Consider the following 14,808-nt stretch of genomic DNA (forward strand, 5'->3'; position numbering starts at 1 on the left):
AAGGATGATCATATGAACAAGCATACGTACCTGATCCTGCTGTTGTCTTTCACTTTATTTTCCTGTTCCAAGTACCTGGACAAGAAGCCGGACAACCTGCTCACCGAAGAAATGATCTGGACCACCCGCGCCAACGCGGAGAGTTATCTCTACAATGTTTACAGTCATATTTACAATACAGACGGCGGCGATTTCGCCACCATGGGCGCCAGCGACGAATCGTCCGTTTCCATCGGCACGGTGGACGTGCGGCAGATGGTATCCGGCAACTGGAGCGCATCCAGCGGATATTTTTACAACTGGGGGTCTTATTACACCGGTATCCGCAAAACCTTCATATTCGAGCAGAATATAGACAAGGTGCCCGCCCACCAGCTGAGCGCCGAGCTGAAAGCGCAATACAAGGCAGAGGTGCTTTACCTGCGCGGTTATTTCTATTGGATGATCCTGAAGCAGTACGGCCCGTTTGTAAAAGTGACGGACGTGCTGAGCCCGAACGAAGATTATAACAAATATCCCCGCGCGCCTTTCGATGAATGCGTGGCAAATATCAACGAACTGATGGATGCGGCGGCTGCCGTGCTGCCAGAGGAATGGGAGTCCAGCACCAACCTGGGTCGCCCCACCAAAGGAAGCTGCTGGGCCGTGAAGGCCAAAGCCGCCATGCTGGCCGCCAGCCCGCTCTGGAACGGAAACCCTGCTTTCGCCAATTTCAAGAACCAGGACAATACGCCCCTGGCGCCGCTCACCGCCGATCCCAACCGCTGGAAAACCGCGGCGGATGCAGCCAAAAAATTGATAGACGGCGGCAAGTACAAACTGTTCACCAATCTCGACAATGGCGGCAGCACCTTCGATCCCTATGCCTCCGTTCGCGATGTGCATCTCACCAACTGGAACAACGAGATCATTTTCGCGGTAGTAGGCTGGAGCCGCTGGGGCTGGACCAAATGCGCTTCTCCGGGGCCGGGCGGCTACAATATGTACTGCGCCACGCAGAACCTGGTAGACGCGTTTTCCATGAAGAATGGCCGGACGATAGACGATCCGCTTTCCGGTTACGTGGAAACAGGCTTCTCAGGTTCCGGCGACGCCGCACGCCCCTGGGCGCACCGCCAGGGCGAATGGAACATGTACGCCAACCGCGAAGCGAGGTTCTACGCCAACATCATGTACAACGCACGGCCTGTAGTGCCCGCGCAGAATTCGGACGACCGCAATTATTACTCCTCCGACAACAATGCGGACGGGCAGGGGCGAGCCGAATTTTACTACAACGGCAAATCAGGGCAGAAGTCCGCCGGCAGCAGCACCATCACCGGCTACCTGGCGCTGAAACGCATAAGCCCAAGCAGCAACATCCGTTACGATAATGTGAGTTTCCACGGGCCGTATATCCTTATCCGTTATGCCGAAATATTGCTGGACTACGTGGAAGCCCTCAACGAATACGATCCTTCCAATCCCGATATCGTAAAATACCTGGACGAGATCCGCACCCGCGCGGGCCTGCCCGGTATCGGAACCGTGTACCCCGATGCAGTGGGCGACAAAGATAAAATGCGCGCCCACATTCTGCGGGAACGCCAGGTGGAACTGTGCTTTGAAGCAGACCGTTATTATACACTCACGCGCCGCCTGCTGGCCGGCCTGCCCAAATACACCACCATCTACGGCCTCGACGTGAACGCCAACGACAACGGGCTGGGCTTTTCCTTCACCCAGTTCTACAACCGGAAAGTATACCAGCAGCGGTACTGGGACAACAAGATGTACCTGTTCCCCATCAGCCAGGGCGATATTGAACGGGACCGTGCATTGGTGCAGAACCCCGGCTGGTAATTCATTTTTTCAGACCAATCAATCATTCCCGATATGATCAGATCATTTTTAACTTATATCATAGCAGGCAGCCTTATGCTGGCCGCCTGTAAAAAGGACGATGACAATAACAAACATGTTCCCGGCGCGCCGGTAGCGGTGGAGAGCTTCCTGCCCATGCAGGGCGGGGGCGGCACTTCCATCCTCATCAGCGGCAGCAACTTCGGTGATACCACCGAAGTGGAAGTGAGCATCAACGGCAAACGCCTTGCCGTAACCGGCAGCAACACCAAACAGATCATGGCCGTAGTGCCGAGAAAGTGCGGCTCGGGTAAAGTGGTGGTGAAAGTAGGCGGCAAAGAAGTGAGCAGCAATGCGGAATTTAATTATGTTTTCACGCGCAGCGTGACCACCCTGGCTGGCAGCGGCATTGCCGGCTTCGCGAACGGAAAGGGGGAAGACGCCATGTTCCGCTTCAACAGCGAAGGCTGGTACCGTGGCAGCGGCATTGCGGTAGACGATGACCTGAATGTGTACGTGACCGACCCGGGCAATCATTGCATCCGCAAAATAGACAGCACCGGCAGGGTGACCACCCTGGCTGGCAGTGCTGAAGCGGGCGACAACGACGGTACCGGTGCGGCTGCGCGCTTCCAAATACCTTACGGCGTAGCCGTGGATGCGCAGGGCAACGTGTACACCGCGGACCCAGGCAGCTGGAAAATAAAAAAGATCACCCCCCAGGGCGTAGTCACCACCTGGCTGGATGCAGGTACAGAAACCTGGCAGGTGGCCGTGGACAAGTCCACCAACGAAGTGTTTTATGCCAACAGCGGCGCCGGTGCGGTGTACCGCATTCCTTCCCAGGGCAATAAGGTACTGGTGGCAGATGGCATCAGCACGCCCGGCGGCCTCGACTTCGACAGGCAAGGCAACCTGTACGTGGCAGCCAGCACCAGGCACGTGATCATCCGCTATGCCAAAGGTACCTGGGAACCCGCCGTGATCGCCGGCCAGAGCGATGTGCCCGGTTATCTCAACGGCACCGGCACTGCGGCGAAATTCGCCAACCCCTGGGGCCTGGCGGTGGATGCGGATGGTAATATCTACATCGCAGGCAACGGCACCTGGGACGGCGGCGCTTACAACCCCGATCAAAGCATCCGTTTTATTACGCCGAAGAACTGGCAGGTGAGCACTTATGCAGGCAGCAATACCGCCGGTTATGCCAACGCCATCGGCGAAGCCGCGGCATTTGCAGGCCCGCTGGGCGTAGCCGTGGATAAGAACGGAACCGTGTATGTAGTGGATAAAAATAATAACCGCGTAAGAAAGATCGTATCAGAATAAAAGAAGAAAAACATTACCGGAACAAGATGATAAAAACAATATTCCTGTTGAGCCTGATGGCGGTTGCGGGCTGCAGCAAAAGCAGCTCGCCCGCCGCTACTGAACCTGCCCGCCAGAACACCTTTTACGTGTCGCCCACGGGCAACGATGCTTCGGCCGGCACTATACAGGCGCCGCTGAAAGGCATCAATGCTGCGTTGGCAAAAGCCACTCCCGGCGATACCGTGATCGTAAGAGCCGGCAACTATTACGAAAAAGTATTTTTTCCGAAATCCGGCAGGCTCGAAAAGATGATCACTCTCAAGGCCTACCCCGGCGAACGCCCGGTGATAGACGGAACAGGGCTCACCGTAAGCGGGAAGGAAGCATTGGTCACCATCCGCAATGCCAGCTACATCCAGCTCGAAGGTTTCGACATCTGCAACCTGAAAAGCAGCACCCCATGGGTGAATGTGAACGGCGTTCTGGCAGACGCAGGTTCTTCCAACCTTGTCATCCGCCGGAACAGGATCTACAACATAGAACATAATGTGGCGAAGGAAGACGGGCGCAGCGGCCATGGCATAGAGATAATCGGGAACACGGCCATACCGATGAAGAACATCCTGGTGGAAGAAAATGAAATACATGACTGCAACACCGGCTACAGCGAAAACCTGACCATCAATGGGTATGTAGACGGGTTCATCATCCGGAAGAACATCATTTACAATGCGGAGAACATAGGCATAGATGCGGCGGGCGGCTATGGAGCAAACCCGGTGCCGGCGAACAATTATTCCCGCAACGGGCTGATCACGGAAAATACGCTTTATAACATCGATATGTCTACAGGCCCGGTGGGCGGCGTTCATGGTCACGGGGCTATTGCCATTTACGTGGATGGCGCGAGAAAGATCACCGTGGAAAGGAACCGCATTTACGATTGCGACCGCGGTATCGGCATCGTGAGCGAGAACGATGCATACCCTACCAGCGACTGCATCGTGCGGAACAATATCGTGACCAATAGTTACAGGACCGGTATCTACCTCGGCGGATACCTGGGCTACACCAGCGGCGGTACGCGCAATTGTTATGTCGTGAATAATACTTTGGTGGGCAACAACCGCGTGCGCGGGGCTTTCGGGGAAATAGAAGGGGAACTGCGGCTCACGGAGCAATGCTTCGATAATGTGATCCGCAACAACCTGGTAGTGGCCGGGCCGGACGATCTTTTCCTGCACAAGTACACCAACACCGGCAGCGGGAACGTGATAGACAATAATCTGTACTATTCCGCAACGCCCGCCGGCTGGATATGGAACACGACAGACGGTGCGCCCTATATGGATTTCAGCGCCTGGAAAGCCGCCACCGGCGTGGACGCGAATTCCATTGCAGGCACTAACCCGATGCTGACGCAGGATTACCGGATCCCGGAGAACTCGCCCGCAAAACAGGCGGGACACACGTTGCCCGCGGAGGTGCTGGGCACCGTGGATTTTTCAGGCCAGCCGCGGGTGCAGAACAATAAAGTGAGTATCGGTGCGCATCAGTAAGATAATTATTTAAAGGCGGTCAACAGGATAGCGATGGTAATGGCCATCCCCACAATGCCGCCCAATATGCTGGCAAGGGCGTCCATGAATTCGTGATGGCCCTTGCCGGTGACCTTCGAGAATAGCTCAAACCCGTAGCTGATGCCAACTACCGCTATCAGCGCCAATATGGAAGCCACGGTCATATCCTCCGGCGATATGTAATGCGCCACGATCTGCACGATGCTTCCCATCGGTATCCCCACAAAAAAATGCCTCCATTTATCTTCCGCTATTTTCATATTCCGTTGCGATGGTGTTGTAAACTACAAAAAAAACCGCTGAACACGCCGATTTGCATCTTTCAGGGATTGGCAGTATTTTATTCGCCGGTAAAACCTGATTCTTTATGAAATATTCCACACTTTGTCTTTTCTTCTGCCTGCTGACAGGCCTGTTTAACCATGCTTCAGCCGCTACGCCTCCCGGCCGCGAATTCTACCAGATCAAAATTTACCATCTGAAAACGGAACTGCAGGTGCAGCGGGTAGACAGCTTCCTGTCCGCGGCTTATCTTCCCGCGCTTCACCGCGCAGGTATCCCGAAAGTAGGCGTGTTCAAGCCCATCCAGCAGGATACGGCGGACCTGAAGATATACCTGCTTATTCCTTTCCGTTCGCTGGAACAGTTTGAAAAATTACCCGCCGTGCTGGAAAAGGATGCTGTACTGGCCAAAGCCGGCGCTTCATACATAGACGCCGCCTATAACGACGTTCCGTACACGCGCCTGGAAACCATCCTGCTGAAAGCTTTCCGCGACCATCCAATGCTTCAGCTGCCTAACTTTACAGGGCCTAAAAGCGATCGCGTATACGAGCTGCGCAGCTACGAAGGGCCCACTGAAAAATATTACGTGAATAAAGTGAAGATGTTCAACGAGGGAGACGAGATCGGCCTGTTCCGCAGGCTGGGCTTCAATGCGGTGTTCTACGGCGAAGTGATTGCCGGCAGCAGCATGCCGAACCTTATGTACATGACCACTTTTAAAGACCGTGCAGATCGCGACGCACACTGGAAAGCGTTTGGTGCGGACCCTGAGTGGAAAAAGCTGTCAGCCTTGCAGGAATACAAAAACAATGTGAGCCGCAATACCCAGTACTTCCTCCGCCCGGTTGAATATTCGGATATTTGATTAACTTGGCTGTACATTAAACCTGTACCATGAAACAAAAACCATCGTTAGCATTCATAACTGCCTCCTGGGTTGCCCTGTTCACGGGCATGCTGGGTTACGTGATCGGCCTTTGGAACGCGGAGATGCAGCTCAATGAAAAAGGGTATTATTTCACGATCCTCATGTATGGGCTGTTTGCTGCCGTTTCTGTGCAGAAATGCGTGCGCGACAGGCTGGAAGGCGTTCCCGTAACAGACATCTATTACGGCATCAGCTGGGTAAGCATGCTGCTCACCATCATCCTGCTGATCGTTGGTTTATGGAATGCCACGCTGCTGCCCAGTGAGAAAGGATTCTACGCCTTCGCATTTTTGCTGAGCGTGTTTGGCGCTATTGCGGTGCAAAAGAACACACGCGATGCGCAGGTGGTAAAGAACAGTCTGCCGGAAGAAAAGTAGATCTTTTGAATTGTTATAAGAAGGCCGTTTCCGTACAAGGGAGACGGCCTTTTTTGTTGCCGGGTAACGGCAGGCGGAAAGTAGTCTGTCTTATTTACAGGTACGTTATGAAAAATGCGGGCGTGAAATATGTACAATAAACAAGTAGTTTTTATTGTGGCCTGTGCCGGCCTGCTTTTCTTCGGCATTACGCTCATCACCCTCGGCTCCGTGATGCTGGACCTTCGTCTGAAATTCGGGCTGGACGGGGTAGCTGCGGGCACCCTGTTTTCCATCATGCCGGTCGGTATTCTTACGGGTTCGCTTTTCTTCGGCCCCATCGGCGACCGCTGCGGTTATAAATTACTGCTGGTAATGGCCTGCCTTGGCTTGTGCGCGGGTTTCCAGGGCATTGCGCACGCCGGTTCGCCGGCGTTGCTGAAGGCATGCATATTTTTATTCGGGTTGAGCGGCGGGGTGATGAACGGGGCCACCAATGCCGTGGTGGCAGACATTACCGTCCGCGGGAAAGGCGCATCGCTGAGCCTGCTGGGCGTTTCGTTCGGGATTGGCGCGCTGGGCATGCCGCAGGTATTGGGCGCAATGAAACATCACTTTCAATGGTTCGAGATCGTCTCTGCCGTGGGCTGGCTGACGCTGGCTATGGCCCTGCTGTTTGCCGTGATCCGCTTCCCGCCTGCCAAACAACAGCAGGGTTTCCCGCTGGCGCAGGGCGGGCATTTGTTCACAGACGTTACACTGGTGATGATCGGGCTTTTTTTATTCTTCCAGAGCAGCTTCGAAGCCATCATTAATAACTGGACCACTACTTATCTCACCGCGGGCGGTCACATGGAAGAACAGGCCGCATTGTATGCATTGTCGTTGTACGTGGCGGGATACACGGTGATGCGCCTGCTTGCCGGCAGCGTGTTCCGCATGGTTTCCCCGGCCGGTATGCTCATCGTTTCGCTGCTGCTTATGCCTGCGGGCGTTGTGTTATTGCAGGTCAGCAATGCATTTGTATTGTCCGCTGCCGGGCTGATACTGCTGGGAGCGGGGCTGGCGGGCGGTTTCCCCATTATGCTGGGCTTCGTGGGCGAGCGGTATGCGGCGTATTCCGGTACTGCGTTCAGCTTTGTGCTGGTGATAGCCCTTACCGGCAATATGCTGGTAAACTACCTGATGGGGCTTATCGTGCAGCAATACGGCGTGCGGTACCTTACCACGGTAGCGTTCGCGGAATGGATTTTCATGGTGCTGTTATGCAGCAGCATCGTCAGGCGTCTGAAATAAAAAAAAGGCTGCCATGACGAAGCAGCCTTTGTTGTAAGTTGAGACTAGTAATCGAAAAAAAGATATCAGCAGTTGTCCACGGGCGGCACCAGGTGCTTTTGCAGCCCTGCCGGCAAAGCCTGTTCTGCTTTTTCACGGAATGAGGGTTTGTTATATCGCGGCTGATGCCATTTGATCTGTTTTCCAGGTGTTTTCTTTTTCACTTCTTTTTCCGCGCTCTTTTTGACCGGCACTTTTGATTTAACGGGAGCGGGCTTTTCCTGTTCCTGGATGCTGTACGTGGGTTCGATGAACAGCGACTGCTCCGCCTGGTAGGTAGCGTAGGCTGCGGTTTTCATTTGAATGGCGAAGTTGGCGGCGGTTTTGTACTTAGCGGTCACCTGCTGTGCAAATAGCCCGGGGCTTTTGGGCGTGCTGAAAGCGGTAGGTTGATCAATGCTTTCGACGGCCTTTGGTGCGATTTTTTGTTTGAAACTTTTTATGGAAGAATCAGGAAGGCGCCTGGACTTTATTCTTTTCAGCGAGCTGTCCATGTGCAGTTTATATTGAAGATGAACGCTGTCGTAGTTTATCTTTTGTAGTTTGGCGGTCTTCATTTTATGGTCCCGGGTCAGCACATAAGCGGAATCACTATAATTCAGGGCCTTCAGATAATACACCCGCACGTAGGTGCTGTCTGTCTCCGGGTGTTTCCTGTAAGAGCTGTCTGCCATTATTGCGTAGAGCTTTCCTTTCATTGGATTCAACCGGGAAGAGTCCTGCATCTGGCTGTAAATTTTATATACCAGCGCGCTGTCGTATTTTCTTTTAGCGCCGTACGTTTTGAGATAAACTTTGTAATGCAATGAATCGCCGCTGCGGAGTGCATGAAGGCTGTCCTTATGTTTTGTTTTCAGCTTGTACTTCAGCGTGTCTGCCCGGAAGTGCATTTTTTTAGGATGCAGCGTGTCTTTTTTCAGTTTGACAGTCTTGAAAGGCTTTACAGTAGTGTCTTTCACTATTTCCAGCGGTGCTTTCGGCGCAGGTTGTTCCCCTGCCGGCACAAATCCGAATACGGTGATGCCGGCGAGGCCGATGAGGAGAATGCCTTTTTCCATAATGGTCAATTTTTTGTTTTCGTTGGTAAGGATGCGCTTCACCCTGTCCAGCAGGTAAAATTTCGTCTGGCCTAAGCCCATGCCCAGCTGAACGCGCTGTCCGGCGTTTTCGAAAGCCACGAGGGCTTGCAGGTAGCTGGCCTGGCGGGGCGTGTGCGCAACGGCAATGTCGTCGCAACAGGCTTCCCTTTCTTCGCGGATGCACGCGGAGATCCACAGCAGGGCGGGATTAAAGAAGAAGATGATCTCGGCGAAACGCTGCAGGATGTTCACGAGATAGTCGCGGCGGCGGATGTGCGCCAGTTCGTGCAGGAGGATGGCTTCCAGCTGGTCTGCCGGCAATTGCGCCAGCAGGCCTGCGGGCACGTAGATGCAGGGTTTCAGCCAGCCAACGGTGAAAGGCATTTGCACCCTGGCGGATTCCATCAGTTTAACCGGCGCATGGATGCCGATGGAAAGGGCCAGTTGTTTGAGCTTTCCGGCCCATTCCACAGGCGGTTGAATGGTATTAGAATGGCGGATGCGGAAAATGTGGTAGAAGCCGGCGCCCAGCCTGATGCACTTCAGCAGGAACACCAGGGCCCAGGCCATCATGATCTGCCCGGAATGCGCATCGGTGAGCTGCAGGAAACGCGTTAGCAGGTCCGGTTGCGGAGCCGGTGCATATGGCGCGCCGGGAACGGCTATGGCAGCTGTTGCCGGGGCCGGTGCAGAGGAGGCCGCCTGCATTTCCAGGTAAAAGGTAAGGCCTGTTCCTGCGAGGAATAATAGCAGCACGGCGCCCAGCAGGTTGTAGCGGAGGCTGGCCCTGGAGTGTTTGGTGAGCAGGAGCACAAGCCCGGCCAGTAATGCGGCGGGAATGCCCTGCCAGAGGGAGTGCAGGAAGGTGCGGCAGATGGCCTGCAGGATGTCGTCGGGAAACCATGCGGTAACAGGCATAACAGAAAGTTTATTTTTCCATTTTTTTCAGGAGTTCCCTGATAGCGTCCAGTTCTTTTTTGGATGTCTTTTTATTGCCGAGCAATTGCATCATGAGGCTGCTGGCCGAACCGTTGAACATCGTATCCACAAACCGGTCCAGCAGATGGCCTTTGGTGGAGTTCTCCTCTACGGCGGGACTGTAAATATGTTTCATCTGGCTTTCGTCGCGGTTGAGCAGTTTTTTATCCACCATGATCTGCATGAGCTTGAGGGTGGAAGTGTATTGCACTTCCCGCTTTTGTTCATTCAGCACATCGTTCACCGTTCTGACGGTGGAAGGCCCCAGCTGCCAGAGCACCTGTAATATCTCCAGTTCGGAGCGGGTGGGCTCGGGATTCGTTTCTTGTTTCTGCTTCTTCATGTACTAAAGGTAGGAAAATTTTCGTACGAACAAAATATTACCCGTGGAAAGTAAGGCGAAAGAGGGAAGGGCTGATGCTCATAAGGTTGATAATCAATTCAAAACATGGATAATTTCCAGGCAAAAAAAATCCTACATTCGTTGTCTTATGAAAACTATACCCACTTTATATGAATGGGCCGGTGGCCAGGAGGTATTTGAGCGGCTGACGGAGCTTTTCTACAGCAAAGTGCTGCAGGATGAGCTGCTGGAGCCCGTTTTCAGGCACATGAGCCCTGAGCACAGCAAACATGTGGCGCATTTTATAGCGGAGGTATTGGGCGGCCCTAAAACCTACACGGAGGGCGACAAGGGCAGTCATGCCGGCATGGTGAGCCACCACCTGGGCAAGATGCTCACGGAAGCGCAGCGCCGGCGCTGGATGGCGTTGCTGCTGGACAGCGCGGATGAGATTGGGTTGGCCCAGGATCCGGAGTTCCGGTCTGCCCTGGTAGGATATATTGAATGGGGAAGCCGCCTGGCTGTGATGAACTCCAATACAGACGACAATCCCGTTAGCGAAAGCGAGCCGATGCCGAAATGGGGCTGGGGCGAAACGGGCGGTCCTTATCAGCCGTAAACCGCTGCCACAGCGCGATAAAAACTTTTTACGCCGAACTTTTGATTTTAACCATTTAGCCTGTATCTTTGCACTCCCGAATTTGAAATGGCGGATGTTATCCGGGGTTTCAGAAGGGGATTTTGGCGAGGTAGCTCAGGTGGTTAGAGCGTTGGATTCATAACCCAAAGGTCTCGGGTTCAACTCCCGATCTCGCTACGAATGGGATTTTCACCCAAATCATTAAAGGACTGTTCGATATAGAGCAGTCCTTTTTCTTTGAGCTTCACCGCGTTATGTGCAAGGGCCGGATTGATCGAAGGTGTTCTAAATGCGCCTTCGTGATATGTGAGGCCATGTTTGAACACCCCTCTCAGGATGCTGCGTTTTTGTGTAACAGTTGCTTTTCGATAGATGCTTTTTATGGAGGTGAGGTAGGGGAGAACCTGATACAGTTTATCCCATTTTTCATTCCTGTTTTTCGTGAGTGAGTTGATCTCTTCCATTAATACGGCCCGCTGTATTTGGAATTTCTTGTGCCACTTTTTGTAAGTGTCCGGCTCGATAACGTCCTCCATTAAACGGGTTTCATTCTTTTCAATCTTCTGGTTTACTTCTTCCAGCTGCTGGGATTTTATGGCTACTTGTTGGGTTCTTTCGTTCAAGGCTTCTCCCATTCTTTCTTTTGCCTTTTGGGCAATGAACGTGGTTTGATCCGGTCGGAAGCTGCTGAGTTCGAGAATTTCATCCAGCTGCGCATGCAATTTGGTGGCCGGGAAGTTACGGCTGTTATGTATCCGGCATCGGTAGTAATTGTAGTATTTTTTCTTGCCTTTGCTCTTGCCTGCTGTGAGGTTTTGGCCGCAAGTGCATTTCAAAACCCCACGTAAAGGTACTTCTTCAACGGGCATGCACTTGTTAGATTTCAGGTTGCCCAGTAGTTCTTGCGCCCGCCAAAACTCTGATTCTGTAATAATGGGTTTATGTAAACCAGGGATGATCCTTTCTGAGGTTTTCCTGTTGGCAGGCACTTTTATCAGCCCGGCATACAGACAATTATTCAGGACGCGAGGAACGGCGGAATTACCGGAGTAGGTAAAACCGAGCGCCTTTGCTTCTCTGTGTATTTGCTTAAACGGATGGCCTAACAGGTAATCGCGGAATATCTTTTTGATAACAAAGGCCCGCTCTTCGTCTATCTCTATGAATCCTTTCCCGCCTTCAGCTTTCACATTCCTGTAACCAAAGGGGGCCTTGTTGACGAAACGCCCACTTTCTAAAGCCTGCCGGATGCCTTGGGAAGTCCGGCGGCGGATGTTGAAAAGCTCGTTGTTTGCCATCATGTATTTGAAGGCGCGGGTCATGAATACATTGGGGTCCGTGGTATCAAGGTCTACCGGCTCACTGGTGGCCAGCACCTTTATCCCAAACTTCATTTCCAGATGGTTTATTTTCATGAGGGCTTCTGGCAGGTTGCGGCTGAAGCGGTCATGATCCATCACTATTAGGTACTGAACTTTGCCTTTATGCTTTTTTATGAAGGCTTCCAAGGCTATCCAGTCCGGGCGGTCGAAGGTGAAGCTGCTTTCCCCATCATCCTCAAACAGGTTCAATAGTTCAAGGTTGTTCCTCGCGCAATACTCTTTAATGCTGCTTTTCTGGTAGTCCAATGAGTATTTGGACTGGTCTTTCGTGCTGATTCGTACGTACCCGATTGCATTCATAACGTTTCGTTTAAAATAAGTTCGACAATGATACAGGCCATTAACTCACAAAATTCAATCTCTTCTTGATTCATATGCCCAGTGTTTATATTGTGGAAAATTATAAACTATGTGGTGAGGGATGCGGGGAATGTGGTGACGACGAATATACGAAATAGGAGATAGGGATTCCAAATTTTTGTTGGGTAAAATCGTTGACAAATGTCATCAATTTTCGTCAGTTAGGGTCTGTTGTTAGAATTTGTTAAAAAAGGTATAAAAAGAAAAAGCAGCCCGTCCCTGCTGCTTTGATGTCTACCTTTCAATGTATATGAAAAGCAGACTTATGCTTGTGTGTGGCCTTTTCAGGCGTTAAATTAGACGGAGCATAATATTTTAATAAACTTCTTGACTTTGTTTTGCATCCAGTTCTTTACCGAGGTTAAAATTAGACCATTTCGTGAACCAAAACTTCCGCTCTTTGATAATTTCATCTTTTAGATTACCATCGGTGATGCCGTACAAATTAAGGATTTTTTTTCTATAATCTAATTCTAAATAAGGACAAACGATTAAATCGAATAGTAATAATGTTAATTCAGTTCGATCTCCAATATTATCATTAACGAAACTGTTAAACTTAAGATAGACATGAAAAAGCAACGTTTTCTTTAAGTCAGCATATCTTTTCTTGTCTTTCATATAGAATAAGAGTACTGTTATTGAGAAATAGTTAAGATTTCCATTTATCTGATATTTCCCATGGGCTTTTTCTATATTAAAGTACGAACATAGTACGTCTTCGTTAAGCCAATATTCCTTTCCCAATTCACTCAGAGTTATTAGTAAATATAGAGTTTCAACCTGAGTATGTTCAACGGTTTTATTCTTATGAAGAATAAAATAAACATTGTCGTATATCTTTTTAAATACTAAATGCTTGAAATCTAGGTTTTTTACATTTTTAACTGTTAAGAATTCGGTTATTCTTCTCAGTATTCTGGATAGCTTTATAGTGGTATTCACTCTTGGAGATACAGCGTAAAGAAAAAAAGTAACATCTAGTATCTCTAAAAGCGCTTTTACAAGCTCTTTTTCATTATTCTTTTTCTTGGTTATTGATTTATAGTCTTTGATGATTTTTGCAACATGTCTGTCAATTAATGAAAGCGTATAGTTAAGAATGTCCTTATATTCTACTTTAGTTTCTTTTATAATGGTCTTGATTTTAGTTATAAGTTTGTTGGAGCTAACATAAATTGAACCGTAGAGAATTTGTTCCTTATCTGGTGGAATTGGAGCGTCTTTGGGAATTCCATCAGGATGAGGCTCAGTATTATTTTCTTCGATCTTAAAAATTAGATTATTCTTAATTGCTTCGGTGATCTTTTGTTTAGCAATTGTAATCTCAGTTATTATAGGTTTTTCATAAAGTAGATTTTTTGCGTCATTCAAGTAGAATTTGTATTCCTTTAGTTCCAATCTAAACGTTTTCAGAATTTCCTCTTTTGTAACTTCATTATTATAGAAGACGAAGAAATCATCCACATATCTGAATACCTCATAATCCTTTTTATGATATAATCCCTTTTTCTTTAGATTAAGGAATACATTGTTGTCAATACGCTGGAGAATTAATTCGGCAAAAATTCTAGAAAATTCCGGACCTATTACAATACCATTAGTTTCATTATAATTTAATTTTTGCATTAGAGCATCAAACTCACCTCCGAAAGTCTTATCAGATTCTGACAAATGGAGTTTAGTAATATCTTTATTGATTAATGCCCAGGTAATTGAATGTGTATAAATGCTATCGAAACACTTCGATATATCAAATTTGAGCAGTTTATTGTATTTTTTTTCGCACCTGTGGTATTTATACGATTCATAGAACTTGTGAATATTGCCATAGTTCTTGTAGACAAAATAAGTTTTGAGATGTTCATATTCCTTATCATGTTCTTCAAAAGATTCAAATTCTTGATCTTGAGCTAGAGAATTAATGTGGGTCTTGTCCTTAAAATATTTGAACTTGGCTACTTTGTGTGCTCTTCTGATGGAGAAAGGGCTGTTGTTGCAATAATGAAGGATCATTTCCTTATATTTCTCGTAGAACTCTACCATTGCAACCTGGCTTTTAGGATGAATTATAGTTAGAGTCCTAAAATCATTTTCCTTATGAGAAATCTTGTAATTAAAGGGTATAGTTGGGGAGCTTATATTTTTGATGGAATTATTGACGATCGGTTTATTTTTATTAATGCCAAATAGCAACTGAATTATGTTCTCTATTGCGGGAGAATTCTTTTTCCATTTGATACCGCCATTATCAATTTCAACCTTGTACCTAACCAAGAAATCATAAAAATGACGATTCGAAAAAGTGACGGGAATTTCGTAAGGAAGTATATCTGCAATTACTACTCGCTCTTTTTTATATTTAATAGGTATCTTTTTCTTTCCCATA

General features: G+C 49.4%; 12 protein-coding genes and 1 tRNA gene. 8 read left to right on the forward strand and 5 right to left on the reverse strand.

Features of this window, described 5'->3' with window-relative positions:
- Positions 1 to 12: 12 nt before the first annotated feature.
- The 3 genes from ACTJIK_RS10580 to ACTJIK_RS10590 are packed head-to-tail and all read left to right on the forward strand — an operon-like array spanning position 13 to position 4,712.
- A complete protein-coding gene (locus tag ACTJIK_RS10580; RefSeq protein WP_440646340.1) occupies positions 13 to 1,842 on the forward strand; it encodes a RagB/SusD family nutrient uptake outer membrane protein in 1,830 nt (609 codons plus the stop codon).
- Between the two features lie 33 nt (positions 1,843 to 1,875).
- The gene (locus tag ACTJIK_RS10585) at positions 1,876 to 3,171 is read left to right on the forward strand and encodes an SMP-30/gluconolactonase/LRE family protein (RefSeq protein ID WP_440646341.1); all 1,296 of its coding nucleotides are present in this window, start codon (positions 1,876 to 1,878) and stop codon (positions 3,169 to 3,171) included.
- A gap of 26 nt (positions 3,172 to 3,197) precedes the next feature.
- Entirely contained in the window at positions 3,198 to 4,712 is a 1,515-nt protein-coding gene (locus ACTJIK_RS10590) for a DUF1565 domain-containing protein (protein WP_440646342.1), read from the forward strand.
- Positions 4,713 to 4,717: 5 nt separating this feature from the next.
- Here ACTJIK_RS10590 and ACTJIK_RS10595 read toward each other — a convergent pair whose 3' ends face one another.
- Positions 4,718 to 4,993: a hypothetical protein gene (locus ACTJIK_RS10595; RefSeq protein ID WP_440646343.1), complete on the reverse strand. Its 276-nt coding sequence runs from the start codon at positions 4,991 to 4,993 to the stop codon at positions 4,718 to 4,720.
- A gap of 107 nt (positions 4,994 to 5,100) precedes the next feature.
- Here ACTJIK_RS10595 and ACTJIK_RS10600 point away from each other — a divergent pair, with 107 nt between their 5' ends.
- From ACTJIK_RS10600 to ACTJIK_RS10610, 3 genes are all read left to right on the forward strand, one after another.
- Positions 5,101 to 5,883, forward strand: coding sequence for an NIPSNAP family protein (locus ACTJIK_RS10600; protein WP_440646344.1), 783 nt, complete (start codon positions 5,101 to 5,103; stop codon positions 5,881 to 5,883).
- 29 nt (positions 5,884 to 5,912) lie between these two features.
- A complete protein-coding gene (gene yiaA, locus ACTJIK_RS10605; RefSeq protein ID WP_440646345.1) occupies positions 5,913 to 6,323 on the forward strand; it encodes an inner membrane protein YiaA in 411 nt (136 codons plus the stop codon).
- Between the two features lie 129 nt (positions 6,324 to 6,452).
- Positions 6,453 to 7,598 (forward strand): MFS transporter, encoded by a 1,146-nt coding sequence (locus ACTJIK_RS10610; RefSeq protein ID WP_440646346.1) that lies wholly within the window; start codon positions 6,453 to 6,455, stop codon positions 7,596 to 7,598.
- 65 nt (positions 7,599 to 7,663) lie between these two features.
- Here ACTJIK_RS10610 and ACTJIK_RS10615 read toward each other — a convergent pair whose 3' ends face one another.
- Both ACTJIK_RS10615 and ACTJIK_RS10620 read right to left on the reverse strand, forming a co-directional pair.
- Entirely contained in the window at positions 7,664 to 9,634 is a 1,971-nt protein-coding gene (locus ACTJIK_RS10615; RefSeq protein WP_440646347.1) for a M56 family metallopeptidase, read from the reverse strand.
- A 10-nt stretch (positions 9,635 to 9,644) separates the two neighbouring features.
- Positions 9,645 to 10,037, reverse strand: coding sequence for a BlaI/MecI/CopY family transcriptional regulator (locus tag ACTJIK_RS10620; RefSeq protein WP_440646348.1), 393 nt, complete (start codon positions 10,035 to 10,037; stop codon positions 9,645 to 9,647).
- Between the two features lie 148 nt (positions 10,038 to 10,185).
- On the opposite strand from ACTJIK_RS10620, the gene ACTJIK_RS10625 reads away from it, so the two are divergent.
- Both ACTJIK_RS10625 and ACTJIK_RS10630 read left to right on the forward strand, forming a co-directional pair.
- A complete protein-coding gene (locus ACTJIK_RS10625) occupies positions 10,186 to 10,656 on the forward strand; it encodes a group II truncated hemoglobin (protein WP_440646349.1) in 471 nt (156 codons plus the stop codon).
- A 124-nt stretch (positions 10,657 to 10,780) separates the two neighbouring features.
- Positions 10,781 to 10,854: transfer RNA gene (locus tag ACTJIK_RS10630), tRNA-Met, on the forward strand.
- On the opposite strand, the gene ACTJIK_RS10635 is transcribed toward ACTJIK_RS10630, so the two are convergent.
- Both ACTJIK_RS10635 and drt3b read right to left on the reverse strand, forming a co-directional pair.
- Entirely contained in the window at positions 10,836 to 12,359 is a 1,524-nt protein-coding gene (locus ACTJIK_RS10635) for a recombinase family protein (protein ID WP_440646350.1), read from the reverse strand. The two genes, ACTJIK_RS10630 and ACTJIK_RS10635, sit on opposite strands and share 19 nt — an antisense overlap.
- Before the next feature lie 375 nt (positions 12,360 to 12,734).
- Positions 12,735 to 14,807: an antiviral reverse transcriptase Drt3b gene (drt3b, locus tag ACTJIK_RS10640; protein ID WP_440646351.1), complete on the reverse strand. Its 2,073-nt coding sequence runs from the start codon at positions 14,805 to 14,807 to the stop codon at positions 12,735 to 12,737.
- Between the last annotated feature and the right edge of the window lies 1 nt (position 14,808).

Origin of the sequence: Chitinophaga sp. 22620 (assembly GCF_052044405.1) — a bacterium.
Taxonomy (GTDB): Bacteria; Bacteroidota; Bacteroidia; order Chitinophagales; family Chitinophagaceae; genus Chitinophaga.

What these genes read in the sequence shown, in the direction of transcription:
- ACTJIK_RS10580 (WP_440646340.1), top strand. Translation starts at nt 13, where the DNA reads ATGAACAAGCATACGTACCTGATCCTGCTGTTGTCTTTCACTTTATTT.
- ACTJIK_RS10585 (WP_440646341.1), top strand. Translation starts at nt 1,876, where the DNA reads ATGATCAGATCATTTTTAACTTATATCATAGCAGGCAGCCTTATGCTG.
- ACTJIK_RS10590 (WP_440646342.1), top strand. Translation starts at nt 3,198, where the DNA reads ATGATAAAAACAATATTCCTGTTGAGCCTGATGGCGGTTGCGGGCTGC.
- ACTJIK_RS10595 (WP_440646343.1), bottom strand. Translation starts at nt 4,993, where the DNA reads ATGAAAATAGCGGAAGATAAATGGAGGCATTTTTTTGTGGGGATACCG.
- ACTJIK_RS10600 (WP_440646344.1), top strand. Translation starts at nt 5,101, where the DNA reads ATGAAATATTCCACACTTTGTCTTTTCTTCTGCCTGCTGACAGGCCTG.
- yiaA (WP_440646345.1), top strand. Translation starts at nt 5,913, where the DNA reads ATGAAACAAAAACCATCGTTAGCATTCATAACTGCCTCCTGGGTTGCC.
- ACTJIK_RS10610 (WP_440646346.1), top strand. Translation starts at nt 6,453, where the DNA reads ATGTACAATAAACAAGTAGTTTTTATTGTGGCCTGTGCCGGCCTGCTT.
- ACTJIK_RS10615 (WP_440646347.1), bottom strand. Translation starts at nt 9,634, where the DNA reads ATGCCTGTTACCGCATGGTTTCCCGACGACATCCTGCAGGCCATCTGC.
- ACTJIK_RS10620 (WP_440646348.1), bottom strand. Translation starts at nt 10,037, where the DNA reads ATGAAGAAGCAGAAACAAGAAACGAATCCCGAGCCCACCCGCTCCGAA.
- ACTJIK_RS10625 (WP_440646349.1), top strand. Translation starts at nt 10,186, where the DNA reads ATGAAAACTATACCCACTTTATATGAATGGGCCGGTGGCCAGGAGGTA.
- ACTJIK_RS10635 (WP_440646350.1), bottom strand. Translation starts at nt 12,359, where the DNA reads ATGAATGCAATCGGGTACGTACGAATCAGCACGAAAGACCAGTCCAAA.
- drt3b (WP_440646351.1), bottom strand. Translation starts at nt 14,807, where the DNA reads ATGGGAAAGAAAAAGATACCTATTAAATATAAAAAAGAGCGAGTAGTA.